The organism is Paenibacillus sp. FSL H8-0457 (assembly GCF_038051935.1).
GTDB lineage: Bacteria > Bacillota > Bacilli > Paenibacillales > Paenibacillaceae > Paenibacillus_AQ > Paenibacillus_AQ lautus_A.
In genome coordinates, this window is record NZ_CP150293.1 from 836,959 (window position 1) to 857,610 (window position 20,652).

A 20,652-nucleotide genomic window follows, 5' to 3' on the forward strand; every position below is an offset into this window, starting at 1 on the left:
CGTTGTAGATCATTGCCTTTCCGGAAGTGACTTTTGTCACAGTTAAGCATCATGTTTCATCGTAGAATGGAATAGACATAATGATTAGGAACGCCGGGATTCATCTTGGCGTTTATTTGCTTAAGACCGGCAACCCGCGTGAATGAAGGCCGAGATGGCAGGAGAACATGAATGAGACGGGTGTGAACGGATAACATAACAACCAAGAAGGGAGATGGATGAGCATGGAATGCATCGTTCATTTTACAGTCGGACATAAAGAAGGCCCCAAGAAGCTGCGGGGATTGATTTTTGTTGATAAGGGAGAGACTCCTACAGGTGAGCAGCTGCTCGATATGTTTCATGAAATGGAGTATCGGGTGGTGCCTGACCCGCATGATGAACTTCTCTTTAAACCGGAGAACGGCGCCGAAAGCTATACGTATATACGCGTGAATGAATTGGATATGGGGCAGGAGCGATATACGGAAGACCGTAATTTGAAGGCGCTGCTGAACGAGCTGCTGCCGAAACAACGCACGGGTTTGTAACGGCTTCTTGATGCTATTAGAACCATGCGAAGATCATAACCCTCCGCCTTCCGCCAACGTCCGCTGGGATTTGTAAAATCCGCTTGCTATAATGGATGTACGGAAGGGGATGGCGATGTTTATTATTGCAGGAATCGTGGCGCTTTTGATATACGGCTTGCTGGTTTATTATATTGGCCGAAGCGTATGGAGCTGGTTGAGGCCGGGGCCGTCCATGGCGCTCAAATGGGTATACATAGTCGTGCTGACCGTGGTATCGACATCGTTTATATCAGGACGGTTTTTCGGTAATCCAACCGTGCTGAATATTATAGGATCGTATTGGATGGCTATTTTTTATGTGCTGATTATCCTTCTACCGTTGATGCACATCGTGTTATGGCTGCTGAGGATGACGGCATTGCGAAGAGACGGGCTGGAGAAGGCGGCGGTATCCGTCGTGCTGGTGCTGATGGTGATCGCGATCGGTTTCGGCTCCTTTAACGCTTATAGTCCAACCGTACGTGCTTACGATATTCAGGTGGACAAGGATGCGGGTACCATGGAGAAGCTGAATATCGTCATGGCGTCCGATATGCATTTCGGCGTCCTTTCTGGCAAGGCGCACGCTGAGCGCATGGTGAAGGAGATCAACGGCTTGAAGCCGGATCTGGTGCTGTTTCCAGGCGATATTATTGATGATGATCTGGATGCTTATTTAAGTCAGGGGATAGATCGGATTTTGACCGGTATCCAGGCGACCTATGGCGTATATGCTTCGCTTGGCAATCATGACCGATTCGAAGGGGAGATTACGGAGCTGATATCGGCTCTCGAGGACAGCGGCATGACCGTGCTGTATGACGAGAAACTGACGGTGGAGGGCTTGACGCTGGTAGGCAGGCGGGATAAACAGGATCAGGACCGCGCAGATTTGTCCATGATCATGGAAGGGGCGGATTTATCCAAGCCGGTTTTTCTGCTCGATCATCAGCCGAATGCGCTGGACGAAGCACAGCAGCAGGGCGTTGATCTGATCGTGTCGGGGCATACGCACCGCGGTCAGGTATTCCCGGCGCATTTGATTACGAGGGCCCTGTTCGAGAACGATTGGGGATATCTGCAAAAAGGCCGGATGCATTCCATCGTGTCCTCGGGCTACGGCTTCTGGGGACCGCCGATTCGGCTGGGCTCCCGTTCCGAGATCGTGCAGATCCATGTTACGTTTCAATAGATGAAATTGTCGGAGAAAGCTACCGTTGAGGTGGCTTTTTTTTGATGTCAGATATATTAGGAAAATTATGTATCCAGATAGGACCGGATTATTGTATGATTTTTGCTAGAAATATCACTTAGGTATAGGGGGGTTAAGGGTTTGGGTTTGATTAGGTTTAGAAAGATGGGCATGATGGCATTAGCCGCTGTCCTTGCGGGGAGTGTATTTGGGGGAGCAAGCGACGCCATGGCAGCATCAACTGCGCCTCTTCCAAGCAAAGAGAGGCTCGTCGCCGGCAATGGATTACCTTTAGGTCAATCGACTACGATTGCAGGGGGGCCGGGGCATGCAGCCGGGCTATCCTCGTCACTGGCTTCGGAAGGATTGCGACAACCGGGCAGTGTGGCTTGGCTGCGTGACGGCTCCGTTATCGTATCCGATACGGAGAACCATGTGATTCGCAAAATAAAGGACGGGAAGAGCAGCATTCTCGCAGGCGCCTCCTTGTCCTACAAGCGGGACGGCGGGGGACTTCCGATCGGCGGGCTCCTGGATGGCCAGGGCGAGCTTGCGTTTTTGAATCGGCCGTCCGGGATTGCCGTTGACGGAAAAGGTCAAGTGTACATAGCCGATTCAGGCAACCATGCCATTCGTAAAATCGATCAAGCGGGCAGAGTAACCACCATAGCGGGCAACGGACGGATTGGGCTGAAGGACGGGAAGGCTCAAGATGCCTTGTTCCACGAGCCGCAGGACGTTGCGGTTACCGAGGACGGCATTCTGTATGTGGCGGATACGCTGAACCACGTCATTAGGCGGATCTCTCCGGATGGGGAAGTAACGACGATTGGCAGCCCGTCGACGCGTGCTGTCCAGGTTCGCGCCGGAGTCATCGCTTTGGCAGGGGACTACAAGAACGGATCGCTTGCTGAAGCGCAATTTAACGAGCCGGCAGGTCTTGCGCTTGACGGTAAAGGCAATTTGTATGTCAGCGATTCGGGCAATCACGCGATCCGCTATATCGATTTCGGGAAAGGGACCGTTTCGACGGCCGCCGGCAGCGGTCCGTCATCCGATGGCTACACCAAGGACGCGTTATACGCAGACCCTGGCTATCTGGACGGAGCTGCGGGTGCAGCCCGCTTCAACTCGCCTCGGGGATTGGCATGGAGCGTGGAGGATGGACTTCTCATTGCAGATTCCCATAATCATGCCGTGCGTCAACTGAAAGACGAACGCGTATCCACCATGGCCGGCGGAACCAGAGGTTACGCGGATGGAATTGAAAGCGAGGTCCGATTCAACGCGCCGGCGGATATTGGGGTCGCTTCGGATAGTGGGGAGCTGTTCATCGCGGACCAACGCAATGGGGCCGTCCGGGCATGGTCCAGCTATAAGACGCCTGATGCTTGGCAACCAGGCCAAGGGATCGCCGCAGCTTACGGAGATCAGGTGGCCCAACTGGGCGACTTGGCCGTTATGAAACAGGGCCAGATCGTGGTGCCTGTCAGAACGTTAGGCACGCTGCTCGGAACCCGTTTGAGTTATGATGCCAAGAATAAGGAAATGACTTTAACCCTTGGCGAGGATGTCATCACGCTGCAAGCCGGAGATCCCTATATGACCCGGGATCAGGCGGGCAAAGAAGTTTCCCGAGCGGCGACGGAAGTTGAGCCGTATATCGCCAACGGCCAGATGATGGCTCCGCTGCGAGCGGTGGCCGAACTGATGGGCAAGGATGTCCAATGGAACGCCAGTACAAAGCTGGTTATCATCCGGGATTTGGCTGAACGGGAAACGAAGCCGGGGAATGTTAGCTTCAGCACTTCGAACTTTACGCCGAGACGCATGCAGGTCGTGGAAATCACCGGTTCGGCCAAGCTCCGTTACGGCGGGTATGCGCAGGTGGACGCCTACAAGGGGATGATGCTGGGTGAAGACGATGAAATGGTTACCGGCTCCGGCACGGGAGGCGCCAAGCTTCGGATCCTGGATACGGAAGATGTCATTACGTTAGGCAACGACACGACGTTGGTGGTCGAGCAGCTTCGCAAGATTGGCATCTCCAACGTAACTCGGCTGAATCTGGAGGCTGGGCAGGCTTATTATGATGTTACCGACCTGGCCCGGTCGACGGATCGTTTCGACGTGCGGACCGGTTATGCGGACAATAGCGTACAAGGCACGCATTTTATAATCACCGTCAACCCTTTAACAGGAATGACAAACGTAGTGACCGCTAGCGGGAAAGTCAGCTCTTCGCTGGTGCCGACGGGCACAGAAGGTTCCTTGCTGCCATCCGGCCCGGTCACGATCAGTCCCACGCAACAAATATCGCTAGGCGGTTCACAGGAGGGACGACCCCCTGTACAATTCATCGATATTGAGGATTTGATGGGGAACGCTTCGCCGGGAATCATTGCTCAGATAATTAAGAATAAGAACGACATCGACCGGGAGAACGAGGAATTTCTCGAGAAGACGCGGCAAGAACTACAGTCCGGAGAAAGCGGAACCGGCACTCAAGACTTGATTATGAAATCGCCGGACGATTTGGCAAAAGTCGCGGATAATTTGAATAACCTCATCGGAAATATCGCGAAAGAGGCGCTTGATAAGAAAAAAGCCAGCCAAGAAGAATTAGATAAACTGATGAAAGAAGCAAACCCGGATTCGGGGAAGATATTTGATCTTGGCCAAGTGAAAGATTTGGATAAACAAGCCGGCCTCGACCCTGCTCTGGAGCAGGCGCGCTTGGAAGCACTGAAGCGCAAGCAGGAAGAGGTACAGAAGAAGCAAGATCAACAGCAGAATCAGCTGGATCAGCTGCAGGAGAAACTAGGCGATATGCTGGCTAAGATCGAGCAGCAGAAGAAGCAGCAGGATGAAGCGAACCGAAAAGCACAGGAGGAAATGAAGAAGAAGGCCGAAGAGCAGCTTCTTCAATCCTTAAATGCAGAGGAGAAGGCACGCTTTCTCCAGGGCAAGAAAGAAGCGGAGCAGGAGAAAGGCGTTCGCCAGCCGCCGCCGGTTAGTCCTGGCGGCGGCTCGGGATCAGGAGGCAGCGTATCGCCGCCTGTAACCGGTCCGCCTGTGACCGAACCCCCAGTGACTGAGCCTCCGGTAACGGAACCTCCTACGACGGAGCCGCCTGTGACCGACCCTTTCGTGAAGGTTATATATAGCGATGATATGAGGAGTGAACTGTCGGCCCGCCCAGACAATTATTTTGGATCCATTCATTTCGAGACGAAAGGCTATGACGATGACATGGAAGTTCAAGTCAGGGTGACGCTGACAAGGGATGGAATTCCGGTCGAGGGTCTGCCTGTCCGTCATGGCGAGCAGACGGTGGAATCCAACACAGAGGGAAGCTTTGCGCTGCAGTCTGTTGATGGTACCGGCTTTAAGTTAAGCGAGGTTGCTTCGCCGGATACTCCGCTGGAGTTCTATGCCGAGCTGCTGGAGCCGGGCGGCTATACGGAGAAGATCGAGCTGCTCGAGATCAAAGAAGGCCAATTGACTGTGCTTGGAGAAGGCGTCCGTTCCATCCAGGTCAGTCCCTTCTCGCAATTCGAATTCATTGGCGAAGGGCCGTTTCCGGCAGCCCTTGATATGTATTGGGGGTTTTCTTCCAAAGCGTACGGACTGAGCGAGGATACCCGGGTTGGCTACGAATTGACGATACTCGATGACCATGGTCAGCCGGTAAGTCTGGGCGTACTCGGATTCCGGATGAAGCCGCATGAGCCGGGAACGATTCCGACGGAGGGGTATGAGATCGCAACTCCGGATCGTGAAGGGGTATACCGAGTGAATGCAGGGTTAACGGCTGGGGACATGGATCTGGGAGGGAATGGGAGCGATATCCTGTTCCGCTGGCAGCAAGCTCATGTCGGGACTTATACGCTCCGTATCCAGCTGGTTGATATAAACAGCGATATGTCGGTGCCCATCGGTGAGCCCCTGGAATGGATAATCGAAGTGATACCTACAAGTTGATGCAAGGGAAGGCTGTCCCATTAATCGTATGGGGCAGCCTTTTTTCTCTTTAATTGACCAGTAGTTTATTATTTCCGTAAATTTTCACTTTATTTTTTCATAGGGAATGCGTTATACTTCATTCATTCGGAAATATATCATTTATACGTAAGCATTCTAAGGAATTCGGATATCATACATTTTCTCGTATAGGTGCAGGAATCGGCCTGCATGTCTCTACCCGATCACCGGAAATGATTGGACTACGGGTTATAGCAGCAGCGGACAAGCCAGGTCAATTCCGTTTGATCGGACGGCTAACGGTGCGTTTTTGCTGCTTATGCCCACTTGTTTCTTTCCCGGCGATTCGGTGAAGGGAGGAAGTGGGCTTTTTTGCTTGGAATGCGGACAACAAATTTAAGGGGGAGCATCATGCAATTACTGCAGAACAAAGTGAAAGAGGAAGGCATTGTATTAAGCGGACAGGTACTGAAGGTGGATTCGTTCCTGAATCACCAGATGGATCCGGTATTGATGAAAGAGGTGGGAAAGGAATTTACGCGATTGTTCAAGGAAGCGAACGTGACTCGCGTATTGACCATCGAATCCTCCGGCATCGCACCGGGCATCATGACCGCGCTTGAGATGGAAGTGCCTCTCATCTTTGCACGGAAGCAGAAATCGCTGACGCTCCGTGAGGATATATTCGTGGAGAAGGTGTACTCCTTCACGAAGCAGGAGACCAACGAAATTACGGTCGCTAAGAAATTCATCAAGCCGGGCGATAAAGTACTGATCGTGGATGACTTCCTTGCCAACGGCGAGGCGGCATTCGGGCTTGCCCGAATCGTCGAGCAGGCGGGTGCCGAAGTGGTAGGCATCGGGATCGTCATTGAAAAGGCTTTTCAACCGGGAGGACGCCTGCTGGCCGAAGCGGGCTACCGGGTAGAATCGCTCGTACGGATTGCATCGCTTGAAGACGGCGTAGTGACATTCGCATAGAACGAAAGCTAATAATTTATTGGGGGGAATCAAGAAGCCATGGAACAACAGAAACAAGCGGTGCAAGAACCGATTTTCGATAAAAATCGGAGTCCGGGCAAAACCTTTTCGCTGGGTTTGCAGCATGTATTGGCAATGTACGCAGGGGCAATCATCGTACCGCTTATCGTCGGTGGCGCACTCGGTTTAACGACGGAGCAGCTGACGTATCTCATCGCCATCGACCTGCTGGCATGCGGAGTCGCTACTTTGCTGCAGGTGTTCGGCAACAAGTATTTCGGTATCGGTCTTCCAGTCATGCTCGGCTGCGCATTCCAGGCGGTAGGCCCGATGATCATTATCGGACAGCAGCATGGCATGTCGGCTATTTATGGAGCGATTATCGCTTCCGGTTTGTTTGTCATTCTGTTCTCCGGTTTATTCGGTAAGCTGATTAAGGTATTCCCGCCTGTCGTTACAGGCAGCGTAGTCACCATTATCGGTCTGACGCTGATCCCCGTAGCTTTGAACGACCTTGGGGGCGGTCAAGGCAGTGAGGATTTTGGCAGCGCACTGAACATTTCCCTTGGTTTCGGCGTTCTTGCTTTCATAATCATCATGAATCGTTTTGCCAAAGGCTTCTTGCGTTCGATTTCCGTTCTTTTGGGTCTCATTCTCGGCACCCTGGTTGCCGCGTTATACGGCGGGGTTGATCTCACCCCATTGCGCGAAGCCGGCTGGTTCCGCGCGCCGCAGCCTTTCTTTTTTGGCACGCCGGAGTTTAAAATCGTTCCGATCATGACGATGATTCTGGTAGCGATCGTCAGCGTTGCCGAATCGACGGGCGTATTTATGGCGCTTGGCAAAATCGTGGATCGCGATATCACCTCCAAGGACTTGTCCCGAGGTTACCGCGCGGAGGGTCTTGCGATTGTGGTAGGCGGTATTTTCAACTCGTTCCCTTATACCACGTACTCCCAAAACGTTGGCTTGATTCAGATGAGCCGCGTGAAGACGCGCGACGTCATCGTAGTGGCAGGCGGTTTGCTTGTATTGATCGGATTCGTGCCGAAGATTGCCGCCATGACGCAGCTTGTGCCGACGTCGGTTCTGGGCGGGGCGATGGTTGCCCTGTTCGGCATGGTGGTGTCTTCCGGCATTCGGATGTTAGGGGATCAAGTAGACCTTAACCGTCATGAGAATCTGTTCATTATCGCGTGTTCCGTCGGCATGGGTCTTGGCGTCACAACCGTGCCGGGCCTGTTCGCCAGCCTGCCCGACAACCTGCGCATTCTTGCCGATAACGGCATCGTGGCCGGCAGCTTGACCGCGATTGTGCTGAATCTGATCTTTAACGGCTTGAAATATACGAAGCCGACCCGCACTGAGCGGGGTGAAACGGCAGAAGGGCACGCAGCTTAAAATAATCTTCGATAGCAGCCGGATCCGTTCCGGCTGCTTTTTTTGATCCTGTTCGGTTCTCGGCTAAAGCCCAAAAAAACGGCTTCCTCCTAATATGGGGAGGAAGCCGTTTTTGCATGACCTAGCTTAGATGCGCTGCATTTGTTTCTCCGCAAAATTGCCGATCCATGGTAGCTTGAACCATTTTCCTTGAATGGCGTTAAACATAAGCACCAGCCACATCAGCACGCCGACCAGCGCCAGGAGGGCGGAGGCCAGAAGGCCGATGATGGGCACCGCGCTCGACAGCAGGTGGGCGACGGCCAGGAGGCCGAAGGCCAGCAAGGACTGCAGCGCATGGAATATGACATATCGGCTTCTCTTTTCTAATGAAAGAAACAGAATTCCTCCGACCATGGGAAGAAGATAGCACAGCGTCGCGGCCAGATTCTCGGGAAGTCCTGTGGACGATTTGAAAGGGGACATCTCATCAACTCCTTGTCTTAGACCGGTTCTGGGGTAGGGCAAGCTATATACCTTACCTTATGAGCCGATGGGACAAAGTATGATGGTTATATCCCGGACTTATTTCATTTTCAATTGGAGCAGATATTTGACGAGCGCATCCTGCTGCTCCTGCGTGAACCCGCTGCTTTCGTCGACCCAATACTCATGTCCCTGACCGGTGACGTGGGTATCCCTGAGTCTCGAATCCTTGCGGTTCGCCTCAACGACCCGCAGCCTCAACTTGCGGTCGATCAGGGCTTTCAGGCTGTTGTAGGGATCCGGGTGAATGCCCTTCATAAGCGTTGCCGGCACTCCGGCTTGCGACAGCTCCGGCCCGACCGCGACGCCCCCGTCGTGCAAATACGGTGCCGACCAGCGGAGGCCGATCAATCCTTTGACCTTATAACCGCCGCCCGATTTATGGCCGAAGCCCAGCCGAATCTGCTCCGGATCTATTCCATCCAGCGGGACTTTAGTCGCCTTGGCGTCCGGAGGAATCGGGACAGGCGTGTCGGGCGGGTAGAACTCCGCCTCGCCAAAAGCGTTCTGCGTAAAATGGAAGGCCTTCGCCCTTGCAGGCTCGGTGCCGATTTCTGCCGCACGCAGAATGCGGTTGTTGGTAAAATAGTCGCCTGCGTGGCAAGTGATGCACTGCGCTTTTTTGAAAACTTCCGCCCCGAGGCTGAGGGTCTTGGCATCGGAGGTTTCAGCCTTATCGGTTTCAGGCGGACGGACGGTATTCTGATAAGCGGACATGGCATTAACCTGCTCCCCGGCCTTAAAACCCGGCGAACTGATATACAGCCCATTCGGCGCTATGGCCGAAACCTTGGGGAAGTTCGGAATCTTGATGACCTCATTAACGCCGGGGGTTCCGGGATTCGGGTCCAGGCGGTCGAAGAATTCGGTCGGCTTCAGCCCGCTGCTTGGATCATAGCGAAACTTGCGATGGGCCGCATTTTGCAGGATGGTGCCCACATAAATCTCTTTGTCGATCCCCATTAGCGGCTCGCTGACCTCGGTTTGGCTCAAGGTATCCGTATTTTGGGCGTGAACATTGTTGCTGAAGGTGCTGAGTCCGTTGAAGGGACCCGCGATGGCGAAGCCGCTCCAGCTGTACGGATGGTCGCCCTTTGTAAACATATCGGGAATTTGGGTCACGTCGCTGACCTTATCGACGGTGGTATCGAAATTGCCGGGCGCCCATTTGATCAGATTGTCGTCAACGGCTTTTTCCAGCAGGGCGGGATCCGGGAGGGCTTCGGCTTGCCCTTTGGAATTTATGACGGTACGCTGCCCGTTCTTGACATAATCCACGAGGTTCGCAACGTCCGTGTGGGTGAAATACGCTGCGCTATTCGGGGCCAACGCCAGCATTAAACCGAGGTTCAGATCGGAATTGGGCGCGCCCTCCACGACCCTTCCCGTATCACGGTTCACGGTGGCATGGCAGGCCATGCAGCTAACGCCGATGCGGGTTTTGCCTTCGGCATATTTGAACGTTACGCCAATGGGGGAATAAGCTCCTTTGGCTACGTCAAAGCCGGTATCGATTTTATCCCCCTTGCGGAAGGTTTTGCCGCCGATGGTCACATCCTGATCAAGCTCGACGCGCAAATTGGTGGTTCCCCGTCCTTTCAGCTCGGCAAGGGCTTTAGCAACGTTTTTGAGCTTCATCGGACCGTCGACGATTCCCAAAATATCGGTCAAGAACACCTCATTGCCAAAGGATTCCTCATACATCGTGCGGCGCCCCAGGGCAAGCAGCTCTTTGTTAACCTCAACTGCGCCATTGGCCGCTGTCAAACGGGGGTGCTGATCCTGCAAAGCGGTTCCCGGGACCGTAAGCGTCTTGCCCCACAGGTCATACTGGCGAATGACATCGGTTTGCCGGGCTTGGATTTGCGTGGAATTGGAATTTTCCAATTTATGCGCAGGCGGTACATAGGCATACTCCGGTTCCACGACATTAGCTATGAGCCATAAGGCTGCCACTATGGCGATTGGGATCAGCCACAGCAGAAGCCGCTTCGATTTTCGCATATCAAATCACCCTTTTATTAGCAGGTCTGATGAATCATCTCTTCGCTGCCGTATGCAAGGGCTTTAATCTACTTCCACGTCATGGCGGAGCGGAGATTCGGCATTCACCTGTTTATCCGGACCTTTTTCTTTCGGAACCAGACGCTCGTCTGTTCTGCCTTGATGGTGGTTGTCGAAGTCATACTCCGCCAGCCGCCACTCCGTGGAGCCCATCTGCGGATCGAACGGGAATTCCTCTCCTCGCTTCAGGTACTCCTCCCGTCCCCATTCATTCGTGTACGTTCCGTCCACGTCAACCCCTTCTCTCGAAATCGGGTGAAGATTCTTGTCTTTACCGGACATGTCGCATGCTCCTCTCAGCTTGATTTTAAGAAATGATTCATATGGCATAAAGTAACCAGAAAGAGGGGGGACTATCCGCCGAAATTTGCATGTTAGCCAGTGAATGGGCTTGGAAAAGGCACAAACGCTTCTTGCGAAGAAAGAACGAGGTTTGCGATTTGCCAGCTATTCGGCGGAAGCCGCTGCGGATTTCAGGGTCTCGAGGATATGGCGTTCCAGCAGTACCCGCGGGTTCTTCCAGCGGCTGACCTTGCTGTCGGCCGTAAATACGACGACCGCATCCAACTGGGGAAAAAGGTAGATTTGCTGTCCTCCATGGCCGTGGGCGAGCGCATAAACCGATCCGTTCTGAATGCCGGTCCACCATTGGAACCCGTAATCGCCGAAAGCCGGATAGCCTTTCACCTGCGGAGTGAGCGCCTGCTTAAGCCAGGTTTCAGGAATGACGGGCTTGCCTTGCCACAGTCCCCCGTCCAGGCAGCATTGACCGAATATGGCCATGTCGCGGGAGGTAAGATACAGGCCGATATGACCCATGCTGTGGCCCTCGGGGCTCGGGGACCAGGCGGCATGGCGAATGCCGAGCGGCTCGAACAGATATTTCCGGGCATAGGTGTAGGCGTCCATTCCCGTGGCCTCGCTAATCGCAACGGAGAGCAGGTGGGAATCGGTGCTCCGGTATTGGAATCGGCCCATTTCCTGTTCGACGACAGGGAGGGATAGGGCGAAGCTCGTCCATTTCCGGTTGCGGTGGAAACGGTGGATGAGCGGTTCCCCGAGCTTTTTACCGGTTTGCCACGCAAAGCCCGAGGTCATCGTCAGCAGATGATGAAGGGACACGTTGCGCAATAACGGATGAGCGCGTTCGGGAACATATCGCTGAAAGATATCGGTCACGGAGGCTTTCAGTTCAGGCAGTTCGCCGCGTGAGAGGGCGATGCCGCAAAGCGCAGACGTAAAGCTCTTGGTGGCCGACCTTAAATCATTCAGCGAGGATATGCCGTGGCCGCCGTAATAGCGTTCGTAGATAAGTTTGCCGGCATGAAGGAGGAGAAAGCTCCGCATTTTCGGATATTGCTTCTGTATGATCAGGTCTACCCGATCGAGCGCGTCGCGCCGAAGGCCTGCGTCTTCAGGCTCCGCAACGGGAATAGGCGGGCTTGAGGCAACGGGGGAATGCAGGATAGTCTGTGACTTCACCATGATATAACGGCCTCCTTGTATCTCATCTTCTCAATCTTTGATTCCGGTGACGGCATTCGCCGCTTGCAGCCGGCAGGATCGTTTAAAAGTATCTTAACCAATTCTGTGCGCAACCGATGACGCGGCGAAAAAACATAGTACAGAAAAACAATTTTTGGGAAAGATGAAACAAACAGAGGAATATGATATAATATATTAATGATTCAGTTGCATGCTGTTAGGGTATGTATAGTGTCAGGTGCATTGGTAAGTTGCTGAATATCAACCTAATGGTCACCGTAAGAACTGCAATATGGCTTCAACTTAATGAGGTAGATCTTTTCGGCATTCTCTTTAAACGGAGTAATTTATTCCACACGTTTTGGGAGGGATCCATCATGGCAACGAAAGGTCACAATGAGGTTAAGGAAAGTCTGCGGGAAATGACACGAATTTTCCGGCCTAAAGATCCGAAAAAATTTGTAAAGGAGTATGTCCGGAAGTACCATATTATGGGGGGCTACGAAGAAGAGCTTACTCTTGTTGTTGAGCATGAACTTGGCAAGCTGAATTCCTCCGTTTCGTAACCTGTAACAGCACCTGGTCTATAGAAATATCACAGACACGCATCGCATCTTCACCTTGTTAACGACTAATGACATGAACCATTTTAGCGCCTATGGTTAAACCGTTTTTGGGACAAATGTCCCGAAAGCGGTTTTTTTGCGTTTAGCCATTTTGTCTTCGTGTTACGCGGAAAGTCTGCTTCTCGGGGCATTTTGCATCGGTCCCTACATATATTGTTAGCAATCGATCCGATAAGGATATAAGGGAGTGGACAGATGTGAGGATACAGCTTAGACGGAAGGAAGAGATCGGACATATCCGCGAGGCGGGGCGCATATTGGCCGCCTGTCACCGTGAAATAGCCAAAGTCATCAAACCGGGGATCACGACCAGCGAGATCGATGCCAGGGTCGAGAAGTTTCTGGAGAAGAACGGGGCCTTCCCGGAGCAAAAAGGATACAAAGGTTTTCCTTACGCCACTTGCGCATCGGTCAACGAGGTGGTGTGTCATGGCTTTCCCGACCAGCGTCCGCTGCAATCCGGGGATGTCGTCACCATTGATATGGTGGTGAACAAGAACGGCTGGCTGGCCGACTCCGGCTGGACTTACGCGGTGGATCAGGTTTCCCCGGAAGTAAGGCAGCTGATGAAGCATACGCACGAAGCTCTGTTTAAAGGGATCGAGGCCGCGCGGCACGGCGCAACCTTGGGTGACGTCGGCCATGCGATCGAGCGGGTTGCCGAAAGAGAAGGCTATGGGATCGTCAAACCGCTGGTCGGTCATGGCATCGGCCGCGCCATCCACGAGCCGCCCGATGTGCCGAACTATGGAAATCCCGGAAGGGGCCTCAAACTCAAAGCAGGCATGGTCATTACCATCGAACCGGTATTTACCCTGGGCCGTTCAGGGGCGGTGTTCTGGGGGGATGACGGCTGGACCATCTCCAGCGCGGATGGATCGGTGGGCGTCCAGTATGAGCATACGATTGCCATTACGCGTGGAGATGCTGTTATTCTGACGGATTAAGATGCCGAAAATATACCATAATAATAGGAGGCGTTCTTTGCAGGCCCGGTTGCGGCTTTCGAGGAACACCTCCTTCATCATGTTTGTCCGGGTTGATAGGGGAACGGCTGCATACAGATTCAAAAAGGCGGAAATGACTGTATATATAGCTATGAAGGCTGTCGTTGACGGGATGTGAAGAATGTCGAATGCGGGGTCGCGGGGTGGAAGGTGCGCTTTGAAAGCGATTGCAAAATCAGTAACGGCGCGACTTTGACGACTTTTCGAACAATTTGTGAACTCCCTGTGAATGATTGACAAAAGCAACCCATGAACTTATATTTAATAAGTGATTGCTTTAATTGACAGGATTACTTCATCCGTGATTGTGCAGGTAGATTACCGCTGTTTGCGCCGGATGGTAGTCTACGAAAATCGGAAAAGTGGGGTAGATCAATGATGAAACGGTGGCAGGCTGTAAAGCGTCTTCTTCCTTTGATGGCCATGTTTGCTTTGGTGTTATCCGGCTGCGGCCGAGAGGATTTGTCGGTCTTAAGACCACAAGGTCCGGTAGCACAAGGTCAACTGGATTTAATTAAGCTCTCCATTTCGATTATGATCGTCGTAATGGTTGTGGTATTTGGAATTGCCGCATACGTGCTTGTTAAATTCCGTAGAAAAAAGGGACAAGATGAAATTCCTGAGCAAGTGGAAGGTAACCATAAGCTTGAGATCATTTGGACGGCGATTCCGCTGCTCTTGGTGCTCGTGCTTGCAGTTCCTACTATTCAAAAGGTATTTGCTTACGGAGAGAACGACTGGAACAATCCAGATGCAGTTAAGGTGGAAGTTACTTCTCACCAGTTCTGGTGGGAGTTCAATTATCCAGACTACGGCGTAAGAACGGCTCAAGAACTGGTTGTTCCCGTAGGCAAGAAAATTGCATTCCAATTAAAAACGAATGATGTGCTTCACTCCTTCTGGGTACCATCGCTCGGCGGCAAGATGGATACAAACACGGAAGGCAGCGTTAACTACATGACTCTGGTTGCTGACAAAGCGGATACATACATTGGTAAATGCGCAGAGTTGTGCGGTCCTTCCCACGGTTTCATGGAATTCCGGGTGAAAGCGGTTGACGATGCGGCATTTGACAAATGGGTGGCGGCATTCAAAAAGCCGGCCGTGCTTCCTGCGGATGCGGCACTCGCCGAGAAATTCAAGACCAACTGTCTTTCCTGCCACGCTGTGGGCGACCAAGGCGGAGCGATGGGTCCTAACCTGACCGGCATTGGATCCCGTGAGACGATTGCGAGTATCTTGCTGAACGACATAAGCGGCAAACCAGGCACTAAGCCGACGAAAGACAACCTGGTGGAATGGCTGATGGAGCCTCAGGCTGTAAAACCTGGCAACACGATGCCTAATCCGAAGGATCTCGGCTTCAGTGACGAAGAAATCGAGCAGATTGCCGATTACTTGGCCAATTATAAGTTGGATTATTAATACAGCAAGAACTTTAAAAGGGGGTACAAACCTTGGCTCACGCTCATGCTTCTAGCCATAGCGTCAAACGCTACACGGGGATCATGGATTGGCTGACAACCGTCGACCACAAGAAAATCGGTATATTATACCTGATCGCGGGTGGTTTCTTCTTCGGGATAGGCGGTATCGAAGCGATTCTGATCCGCTTGCAGCTGATCAAGCCGATGAACGATCTGGTATCGGCTCAAGTATTTAACGAATTGATTACAATGCACGGAACGACGATGATCTTCCTTGGCGTAATGCCAGTTATCTTCGCCTTGATGAACGCGGTCATCCCGCTTCAGATCGGCGCGCGCGACGTCGCGTTTCCGTTTCTGAACTCGCTCGGATTTTGGACGTTCTTGTTCGGTGGACTTTTGCTTAACCTGAGCTGGATTATGGGCGGCGCGCCTGATGCGGGCTGGACGTCCTATACGCCGCTCTCCACCAACGACTATTCGTCCACGCACGGCGTAGACTTTTACACGATAGGACTTCAGATTGCAGGTCTCGGTACGTTGATCGGTGGTATCAACTTCCTGGCTACCATCATTACGATGCGTGCGCCTGGCATGTCCTTCATGAGAATGCCGATGTTTACATGGACGGCGTTCATCACTTCGGCCATGATCCTGTTCGCATTCCCTGCCATTACGGTAGGTCTCGTATTGCTCAGCTTTGACCGTTTGCTCGGTGCCAATTTCTTTGATGTTGCGGCAGGCGGAAGCCCTGTATTGTGGCAGCATATTTTCTGGATTTTCGGTCACCCTGAAGTTTACATTCTGATTTTGCCGGCGTTCGGTATTATCTCGGAAGTTATCCCTACATTCTCCCGTAAACGTTTGTTCGGATACAGTTCCATGGTATTTGCGACCATCCTGATCGCCTTCTTGGGCTTCATGGTTTGGGCTCACCATATGTTTACGACAGGTCTTGGACCTGTAGCGAATGCGCTCTTCTCCATCGCAACGATGCTGATCGCCGTTCCTACCGGTATCAAAATCTTTAACTGGCTCTTCACGATGTGGGGCGGCCAAATCCGCTTCACCAGCGCAAACCTGTTTGCGATCGGTTTCGTACCGACCTTCGTAATGGGTGGGGTCACCGGCGTCATGCTGGCTTCTGCTCCTGCAGACTTCCAGTTCCATGACACGTACTTCGTCGTAGCTCACTTCCACTACGTTATCGTTGGCGGTCTGGTATTCGGTCTGTTCGCCGGCCTTCATTACTGGTGGCCAAAAATGTTCGGCCGTATGCTGAACGAAACGCTGGGCAAATGGACGTTCTGGTTGTTTGCCATCGGCTTCCACATGACATTCTTCGTACAGCATTTCCTTGGATTGCTAGGTATGCAGCGGCGGATTGTCTCGTACTTGCCGAACCAGAATTTCGACGAACTTAACTTCATCAGTACCATCGGTGCAATCTTGATGGGGATCGGCGTATTGCTCTTCTTGGCTAACATTGCCGTCACTACAAGAAAACCGGTTGGCGTTGCAGCGGATCCATGGGAAGATGGACGCACGCTCGAGTGGAGCATTCCTTCTCCACCGCCAGAGTACAACTTTAAGCAAATTCCGCTCGTTCGCGGCATTGACGCTTACTGGAAAGAGAAGATGGCAGGCAATAAAGAGATGACACCATCCGAGCCGGTTGGCCCGATCCATATGCCTTCGCCAAGCATCCTTCCGTTTGTGATGTCACTGGGTCTGTTTATCGCGGGTCTTGGTTTCATGTTTAGCACGGAAGACTTCTCGAATTCGTTCATGAGCTTAATCTTCAATAAATATATCGTTCTGATTGTTGGTCTTCTGATTACGTTCGCGGCAATGATCGCTCGTTCCCTGTACGATGATCATGGATATCACATCGAAGTTGAAGAACTGGAAGGGGAGGGTAAAGCATGAGTCACGCTGAACATGTAAACGGCGAACTTCCTCACGAGCCCGAGAAGGCAACACTCGAAGGCCGTAATAAGGTTCTTGGTTTCTGGCTCTTCCTCGGTGGAGAGGCCGTGCTCTTCGGTACGTTGTTTGCAACGTTCCTGGCGCTTCGCGGCCAGAACAACGAAGGTCCAACTGCTGCTGAGCTGTTCTCACTGCCGATCACGGCAGCAGCAACCCTGATATTGCTTGTCAGTTCCTTGACCAGCGTGTTCGCCATTCAGGCGCTGCACCGTCATAATATCGAGAAGCTGAAGCTGTGGCTGATCGTGACCGTTGTCCTGGGTCTTGGATTCCTTGGCCTTGAGATTTATGAATTCTACGAATATGTTGTGCATGAATCGTTTAACATGAAGACGAGTGCATTCTCGTCTGCATTCTATACGCTGGTTGGCTTCCACGGCGCCCACGTTGCTTTCGGGGTCGTGTGGATCAGCCTGTTGATTGCTCAGCTGTACAGAAAAGGGTTAACCGTGGTTACAGCACCTAAGGTTTATGTGTCTGCTATGTACTGGCACTTTATCGACGTTGTATGGGTGTTCATCTTCTCGGTCGTATACCTTCTTGGAAAGGTGGGCTAAGGAATGACTGCGAATCAACAATCCAATGAGGGGCCTACAGTGAAACACCGCCATCGTGTGGAAGGTCCTGAGAAACACATTGTCGTCTTTATTTTCTCCATCGTCTTGACTGCGATTGCTTTTGCGGCTGTCGCGGCCGGAGGCATCAACACAGCATTTACGATCATCCTTTTGCTGGTTATGGCTGTGTTGCAGGTGTTCGTGCAAATGGGTTACTGGATGCACTTGAAGGACAAAGGGCATCTGATGCCAATCCTATTCATGATTGGCGGCTTCTTCGTAGCTAGTACCTGTATTGTCATGGCACTGTTCTGGGTTTGGTGGTAAAATGAAAAAGAGGTGGGCTACTTCAGCCCCCTCTTTTTTTAAGTCGTAGGAAGGTGTCACAATTTCGACAGAATTTAACCCGTTTAGGGGAGGTTTTTGCATGCTGGGCTTAGAATATTTTAGTTTTGCAGATAAATGGAGTCCCTTGTTCCTGGCATTTATGCTGCTCGTTACGGCAGGCTACTTCCTGTTGACCGGGCCGCTAAGCAGTCGCTTTGAAGGGAGTGCTCCGGTTTCCGCAGGAAGGAAAACACTGTTTGTAGGCGGTATGCTAACGTTCTATCTCGCACAGGGTGGACCTATTGAACTGCTCGGGCATACAATGTTCTCGTTTCATATGGTCAGTATGGCCATGTCCTATCTAATGGCAGTGCCGCTCTTGATTCTGGGTATTCCTGTTTGGATGTGGCGCGCCTTCGACAAGGTCAATCCGTTTAAGAAGCTCGGTTTCCTTGCGCGTCCGATTGTTGCGGCGGTTCTGTTTAACGGCTTGTTTTCGTTTTATCACATCCCGGTCATCCATGACTTTGTCATGTTAAACTTCTGGGTGCACCGTCTGTATTACTTGATCCTGTTTATCGCCTCGCTGCTGATGTGGTGGGCCATCATTAAACCGATTCCGGAGAAGGACAAGTCGTCAGGGCTTATGAAGATGGGGTACATCTTTCTCAACATGGTCTTGCTGACACCGGCATGCGGGCTCATTATTTTCTCAAGCGAACCGATGTACGCAACTTATAGCGATCCAGTGGTATGGGCGAAGGCGATGGGCTATTGCGTTGCCGGCGATACCTCCGCGTTGCTCAGCCAGTTCGGTGGGCCGGAGTTCTTCGGCTACCTGGAGCCCGCGATTGACCAGCGAGTGGGCGGGATCATCATGAAGTTTTTCCAGGAAATCATTTTTGCCTCGATGCTGGCCTATGTGTTCTTTCACTGGTACAAACGAGAAAATCAGGAGGACGATCCTTTGCCTGGCGAGATTCCTCCGGGCAAACTCAATCAGGCGTAACAGGATTATTGAAGGGGGATCCATATGGATTGGTTTTTTATATTTCCCACGGTCAGTACAACGTTCATCGTCATCAGCGCCGTGCTGGTGGCGATTGGCTGGGGACTTATCATTAAAGGGAAGCGCGAGGCCCACAAGAAAGTGATGATCTGGGCGGCCATCGCAGCCGTCATCTTCTTTATCATCTATTCCTCGCGCACCGTATTCATCGGCAACACGTCATGGGGCGGACCTGATGACCTGAAGCCGTATTACCAGATATTCCTGATCTTCCACATTGTACTGGCTACCGTAGCCGCTGTGTTCGGGATCACGACGCTGGTCCTCGGCTTCAAGGAGAAGTTCTCCAAGCACCGCAAGTGGGGCAAAGTTACGTCGATCATCTGGTTCTTTACGGCCATCACCGGCGTAGCCGTGTATACCTTGTTGTACCTGTTGTACCCGGGCGGGCATACCCAGCCTGTATGGAAAGTCATATTTGGAATGTAATTGGAGGAGAACACCCGTCAGAGAAATCTGGCGGGTGTTTTTTTGTTTTGGCGGCTCAATTGTGGGCAGAGGAGGGGGAGTGTATCCATTTCCGGTCGCTGTTGAAACCAGGATAATCATAAAATTTTACAACTTCTATTGACACTGTTTATATGCACACTATATACTGTGTATAAAGATATACACAGTGAGCACAGTAATCACACTAAGCACAGTGAGATCAGACTGCGATAATAAACGAAATGAATATATGAAGGAATGAAAGGGTGAGACGCATTGCAACAGGTTATCCATAATGCGATGAAGATCGTAAAGAAAGACTTCACAAGCGATAAGCTCCAAATCATATGGACGATACTGTTCATGCTGTACATGGGGTTCGCCACGAGCGTCGTCATAAACGTTCAGTTCGAGCATCTAGACGAATACAATAACCCGTTTGTCGATTTTATCATGGTGCTTTTTGCTCCTTTTGTAGGTTTTTTATTTAACCGGAAGTCCTTCAAATATTTGAACGAGGATTCATACACCCGAATGCTGTACTTCTACCGGAGCATACCGGTGCCGGCTTCCGCGATTTTTGTTAGTCGGATCATTAATTCCCTGATCGCTTTTGCCATCAACAGCATCGTGTTTTACGGAATCATCTATGCTATCGGGAATCACCTTAGAGGCGTGATGGATATTCCAAGCTATATCGCCTTTATGCTGACATGGGTCGGGGTTGGATTTTTATTAACGGGACCTTATATCTACTGGGAAAATATGTGCAGCGGCAAGGTGTATCTAAGGAATACCGTTCTTATGAGTCTGCTCCTTTCGGGATTGATCGCTGTACTGAGCCTGCTGGGTTACAGCATATTCGAATTCGCAGCGAACGCCGCCATGAAATGGAGCCTGTTATCTCCGGTGATGTGGGGTTCGCTGATTGCGGGATTGGTGTCCATGCTGCTTATGAGCAAGTTAACCTACACGCGGCAGCAGACCAGGGATTTATCATGAAGGACCTAAAGATGAATCCGTATGGCATGCAATGGC

Annotated in this window: 18 protein-coding genes and 1 riboswitch; of the genes, 14 read left to right on the top strand and 4 right to left on the bottom strand. The window is 51.8% G+C overall.

Annotated elements, in window-relative coordinates:
• Positions 1-218 precede the first annotated feature (218 nt).
• From MHI43_RS03680 to MHI43_RS03700, 5 genes are all read left to right on the top strand, one after another.
• Positions 219-530 (top strand): hypothetical protein, encoded by a 312-nt coding sequence (locus MHI43_RS03680; RefSeq protein ID WP_009593441.1) that lies wholly within the window; start codon positions 219-221, stop codon positions 528-530.
• 115 nt (positions 531-645) lie between these two features.
• Entirely contained in the window at positions 646-1,743 is a 1,098-nt protein-coding gene (locus MHI43_RS03685; protein ID WP_186326545.1) for a metallophosphoesterase, read from the top strand.
• Between the two features lie 228 nt (positions 1,744-1,971).
• The gene (locus tag MHI43_RS03690; protein ID WP_235201853.1) at positions 1,972-5,727 is read left to right on the top strand and encodes a stalk domain-containing protein; all 3,756 of its coding nucleotides are present in this window, start codon (positions 1,972-1,974) and stop codon (positions 5,725-5,727) included.
• A gap of 164 nt (positions 5,728-5,891) precedes the next feature.
• Positions 5,892-5,992, top strand: a riboswitch (purine riboswitch).
• A 146-nt stretch (positions 5,993-6,138) separates the two neighbouring features.
• A complete protein-coding gene (locus tag MHI43_RS03695) occupies positions 6,139-6,708 on the top strand; it encodes a xanthine phosphoribosyltransferase (RefSeq protein ID WP_009593434.1) in 570 nt (189 codons plus the stop codon).
• A gap of 39 nt (positions 6,709-6,747) precedes the next feature.
• Positions 6,748-8,109 carry a nucleobase:cation symporter-2 family protein gene (locus MHI43_RS03700; RefSeq protein WP_012818907.1) on the top strand — a complete coding sequence of 454 codons (1,362 nt, stop codon included), beginning with the start codon at positions 6,748-6,750 and terminating at the stop codon, positions 8,107-8,109.
• 126 nt (positions 8,110-8,235) lie between these two features.
• On the opposite strand, the gene MHI43_RS03705 is transcribed toward MHI43_RS03700, so the two are convergent.
• From MHI43_RS03705 to MHI43_RS03720, 4 genes are all read right to left on the bottom strand, one after another.
• The gene (locus MHI43_RS03705; protein ID WP_009593435.1) at positions 8,236-8,574 is read right to left on the bottom strand and encodes a hypothetical protein; all 339 of its coding nucleotides are present in this window, start codon (positions 8,572-8,574) and stop codon (positions 8,236-8,238) included.
• A 99-nt stretch (positions 8,575-8,673) separates the two neighbouring features.
• Complete coding sequence (locus tag MHI43_RS03710; protein ID WP_036664529.1) at positions 8,674-10,638, bottom strand: hypothetical protein; 1,965 nt, start codon at positions 10,636-10,638, stop codon at positions 8,674-8,676.
• A 63-nt stretch (positions 10,639-10,701) separates the two neighbouring features.
• Entirely contained in the window at positions 10,702-10,980 is a 279-nt protein-coding gene (locus MHI43_RS03715; RefSeq protein WP_009590511.1) for a hypothetical protein, read from the bottom strand.
• 165 nt (positions 10,981-11,145) lie between these two features.
• Positions 11,146-12,183 (bottom strand): serine hydrolase, encoded by a 1,038-nt coding sequence (locus MHI43_RS03720; RefSeq protein ID WP_036664526.1) that lies wholly within the window; start codon positions 12,181-12,183, stop codon positions 11,146-11,148.
• 377 nt (positions 12,184-12,560) lie between these two features.
• On the opposite strand from MHI43_RS03720, the gene MHI43_RS03725 reads away from it, so the two are divergent.
• From MHI43_RS03725 to MHI43_RS03765, 9 genes are all read left to right on the top strand, one after another.
• Positions 12,561-12,749 carry a hypothetical protein gene (locus MHI43_RS03725; protein ID WP_006208082.1) on the top strand — a complete coding sequence of 63 codons (189 nt, stop codon included), beginning with the start codon at positions 12,561-12,563 and terminating at the stop codon, positions 12,747-12,749.
• 257 nt (positions 12,750-13,006) lie between these two features.
• On the top strand, positions 13,007-13,756 hold the full coding sequence (gene map / locus MHI43_RS03730; RefSeq protein ID WP_036664524.1) for a type I methionyl aminopeptidase: 750 nt from the start codon (positions 13,007-13,009) through the stop codon (positions 13,754-13,756).
• Between the two features lie 435 nt (positions 13,757-14,191).
• Entirely contained in the window at positions 14,192-15,241 is a 1,050-nt protein-coding gene (gene coxB, locus MHI43_RS03735) for a cytochrome c oxidase subunit II (protein WP_036664519.1), read from the top strand.
• A 32-nt stretch (positions 15,242-15,273) separates the two neighbouring features.
• The gene (gene ctaD, locus MHI43_RS03740; protein WP_009590532.1) at positions 15,274-17,172 is read left to right on the top strand and encodes a cytochrome c oxidase subunit I; all 1,899 of its coding nucleotides are present in this window, start codon (positions 15,274-15,276) and stop codon (positions 17,170-17,172) included.
• Positions 17,169-17,789, top strand: a complete 621-nt coding sequence (locus tag MHI43_RS03745) for a cytochrome (ubi)quinol oxidase subunit III (protein WP_009590523.1) — start codon at positions 17,169-17,171, stop codon at positions 17,787-17,789. Before ctaD ends, MHI43_RS03745 begins: the two co-directional genes overlap by 4 nt.
• 3 nt (positions 17,790-17,792) lie before the next feature.
• Positions 17,793-18,116: a cytochrome C oxidase subunit IV family protein gene (locus MHI43_RS03750; RefSeq protein ID WP_012818913.1), complete on the top strand. Its 324-nt coding sequence runs from the start codon at positions 17,793-17,795 to the stop codon at positions 18,114-18,116.
• 100 nt (positions 18,117-18,216) lie between these two features.
• Positions 18,217-19,125 carry a cytochrome c oxidase assembly factor CtaG gene (gene ctaG / locus MHI43_RS03755; protein ID WP_012818914.1) on the top strand — a complete coding sequence of 303 codons (909 nt, stop codon included), beginning with the start codon at positions 18,217-18,219 and terminating at the stop codon, positions 19,123-19,125.
• Positions 19,126-19,149: 24 nt separating this feature from the next.
• The gene (locus MHI43_RS03760; protein ID WP_012818915.1) at positions 19,150-19,614 is read left to right on the top strand and encodes a DUF420 domain-containing protein; all 465 of its coding nucleotides are present in this window, start codon (positions 19,150-19,152) and stop codon (positions 19,612-19,614) included.
• Positions 19,615-19,914: 300 nt separating this feature from the next.
• Positions 19,915-20,616: a hypothetical protein gene (locus MHI43_RS03765; RefSeq protein ID WP_341283226.1), complete on the top strand. Its 702-nt coding sequence runs from the start codon at positions 19,915-19,917 to the stop codon at positions 20,614-20,616.
• Positions 20,617-20,652: the final 36 nt, after the last annotated feature.

Excerpts from the sequence above, each read along its gene's own strand:
- MHI43_RS03750 (WP_012818913.1), top strand. The coding sequence starts at position 17,793 with ATGACTGCGAATCAACAATCCAATGAGGGGCCTACAGTGAAACACCGC.
- MHI43_RS03715 (WP_009590511.1), bottom strand. The coding sequence starts at position 10,980 with ATGTCCGGTAAAGACAAGAATCTTCACCCGATTTCGAGAGAAGGGGTT.
- MHI43_RS03745 (WP_009590523.1), top strand. The coding sequence starts at position 17,169 with ATGAGTCACGCTGAACATGTAAACGGCGAACTTCCTCACGAGCCCGAG.
- MHI43_RS03685 (WP_186326545.1), top strand. The coding sequence starts at position 646 with ATGTTTATTATTGCAGGAATCGTGGCGCTTTTGATATACGGCTTGCTG.
- coxB (WP_036664519.1), top strand. The coding sequence starts at position 14,192 with ATGATGAAACGGTGGCAGGCTGTAAAGCGTCTTCTTCCTTTGATGGCC.
- MHI43_RS03765 (WP_341283226.1), top strand. The coding sequence starts at position 19,915 with ATGAAGATCGTAAAGAAAGACTTCACAAGCGATAAGCTCCAAATCATA.
- ctaG (WP_012818914.1), top strand. The coding sequence starts at position 18,217 with ATGCTGGGCTTAGAATATTTTAGTTTTGCAGATAAATGGAGTCCCTTG.
- MHI43_RS03760 (WP_012818915.1), top strand. The coding sequence starts at position 19,150 with ATGGATTGGTTTTTTATATTTCCCACGGTCAGTACAACGTTCATCGTC.
- MHI43_RS03695 (WP_009593434.1), top strand. The coding sequence starts at position 6,139 with ATGCAATTACTGCAGAACAAAGTGAAAGAGGAAGGCATTGTATTAAGC.
- MHI43_RS03710 (WP_036664529.1), bottom strand. The coding sequence starts at position 10,638 with ATGCGAAAATCGAAGCGGCTTCTGCTGTGGCTGATCCCAATCGCCATA.
- MHI43_RS03705 (WP_009593435.1), bottom strand. The coding sequence starts at position 8,574 with ATGTCCCCTTTCAAATCGTCCACAGGACTTCCCGAGAATCTGGCCGCG.
- MHI43_RS03725 (WP_006208082.1), top strand. The coding sequence starts at position 12,561 with ATGGCAACGAAAGGTCACAATGAGGTTAAGGAAAGTCTGCGGGAAATG.
- MHI43_RS03680 (WP_009593441.1), top strand. The coding sequence starts at position 219 with ATGAGCATGGAATGCATCGTTCATTTTACAGTCGGACATAAAGAAGGC.
- MHI43_RS03700 (WP_012818907.1), top strand. The coding sequence starts at position 6,748 with ATGGAACAACAGAAACAAGCGGTGCAAGAACCGATTTTCGATAAAAAT.
- MHI43_RS03720 (WP_036664526.1), bottom strand. The coding sequence starts at position 12,183 with ATGGTGAAGTCACAGACTATCCTGCATTCCCCCGTTGCCTCAAGCCCG.
- MHI43_RS03690 (WP_235201853.1), top strand. The coding sequence starts at position 1,972 with ATGGCAGCATCAACTGCGCCTCTTCCAAGCAAAGAGAGGCTCGTCGCC.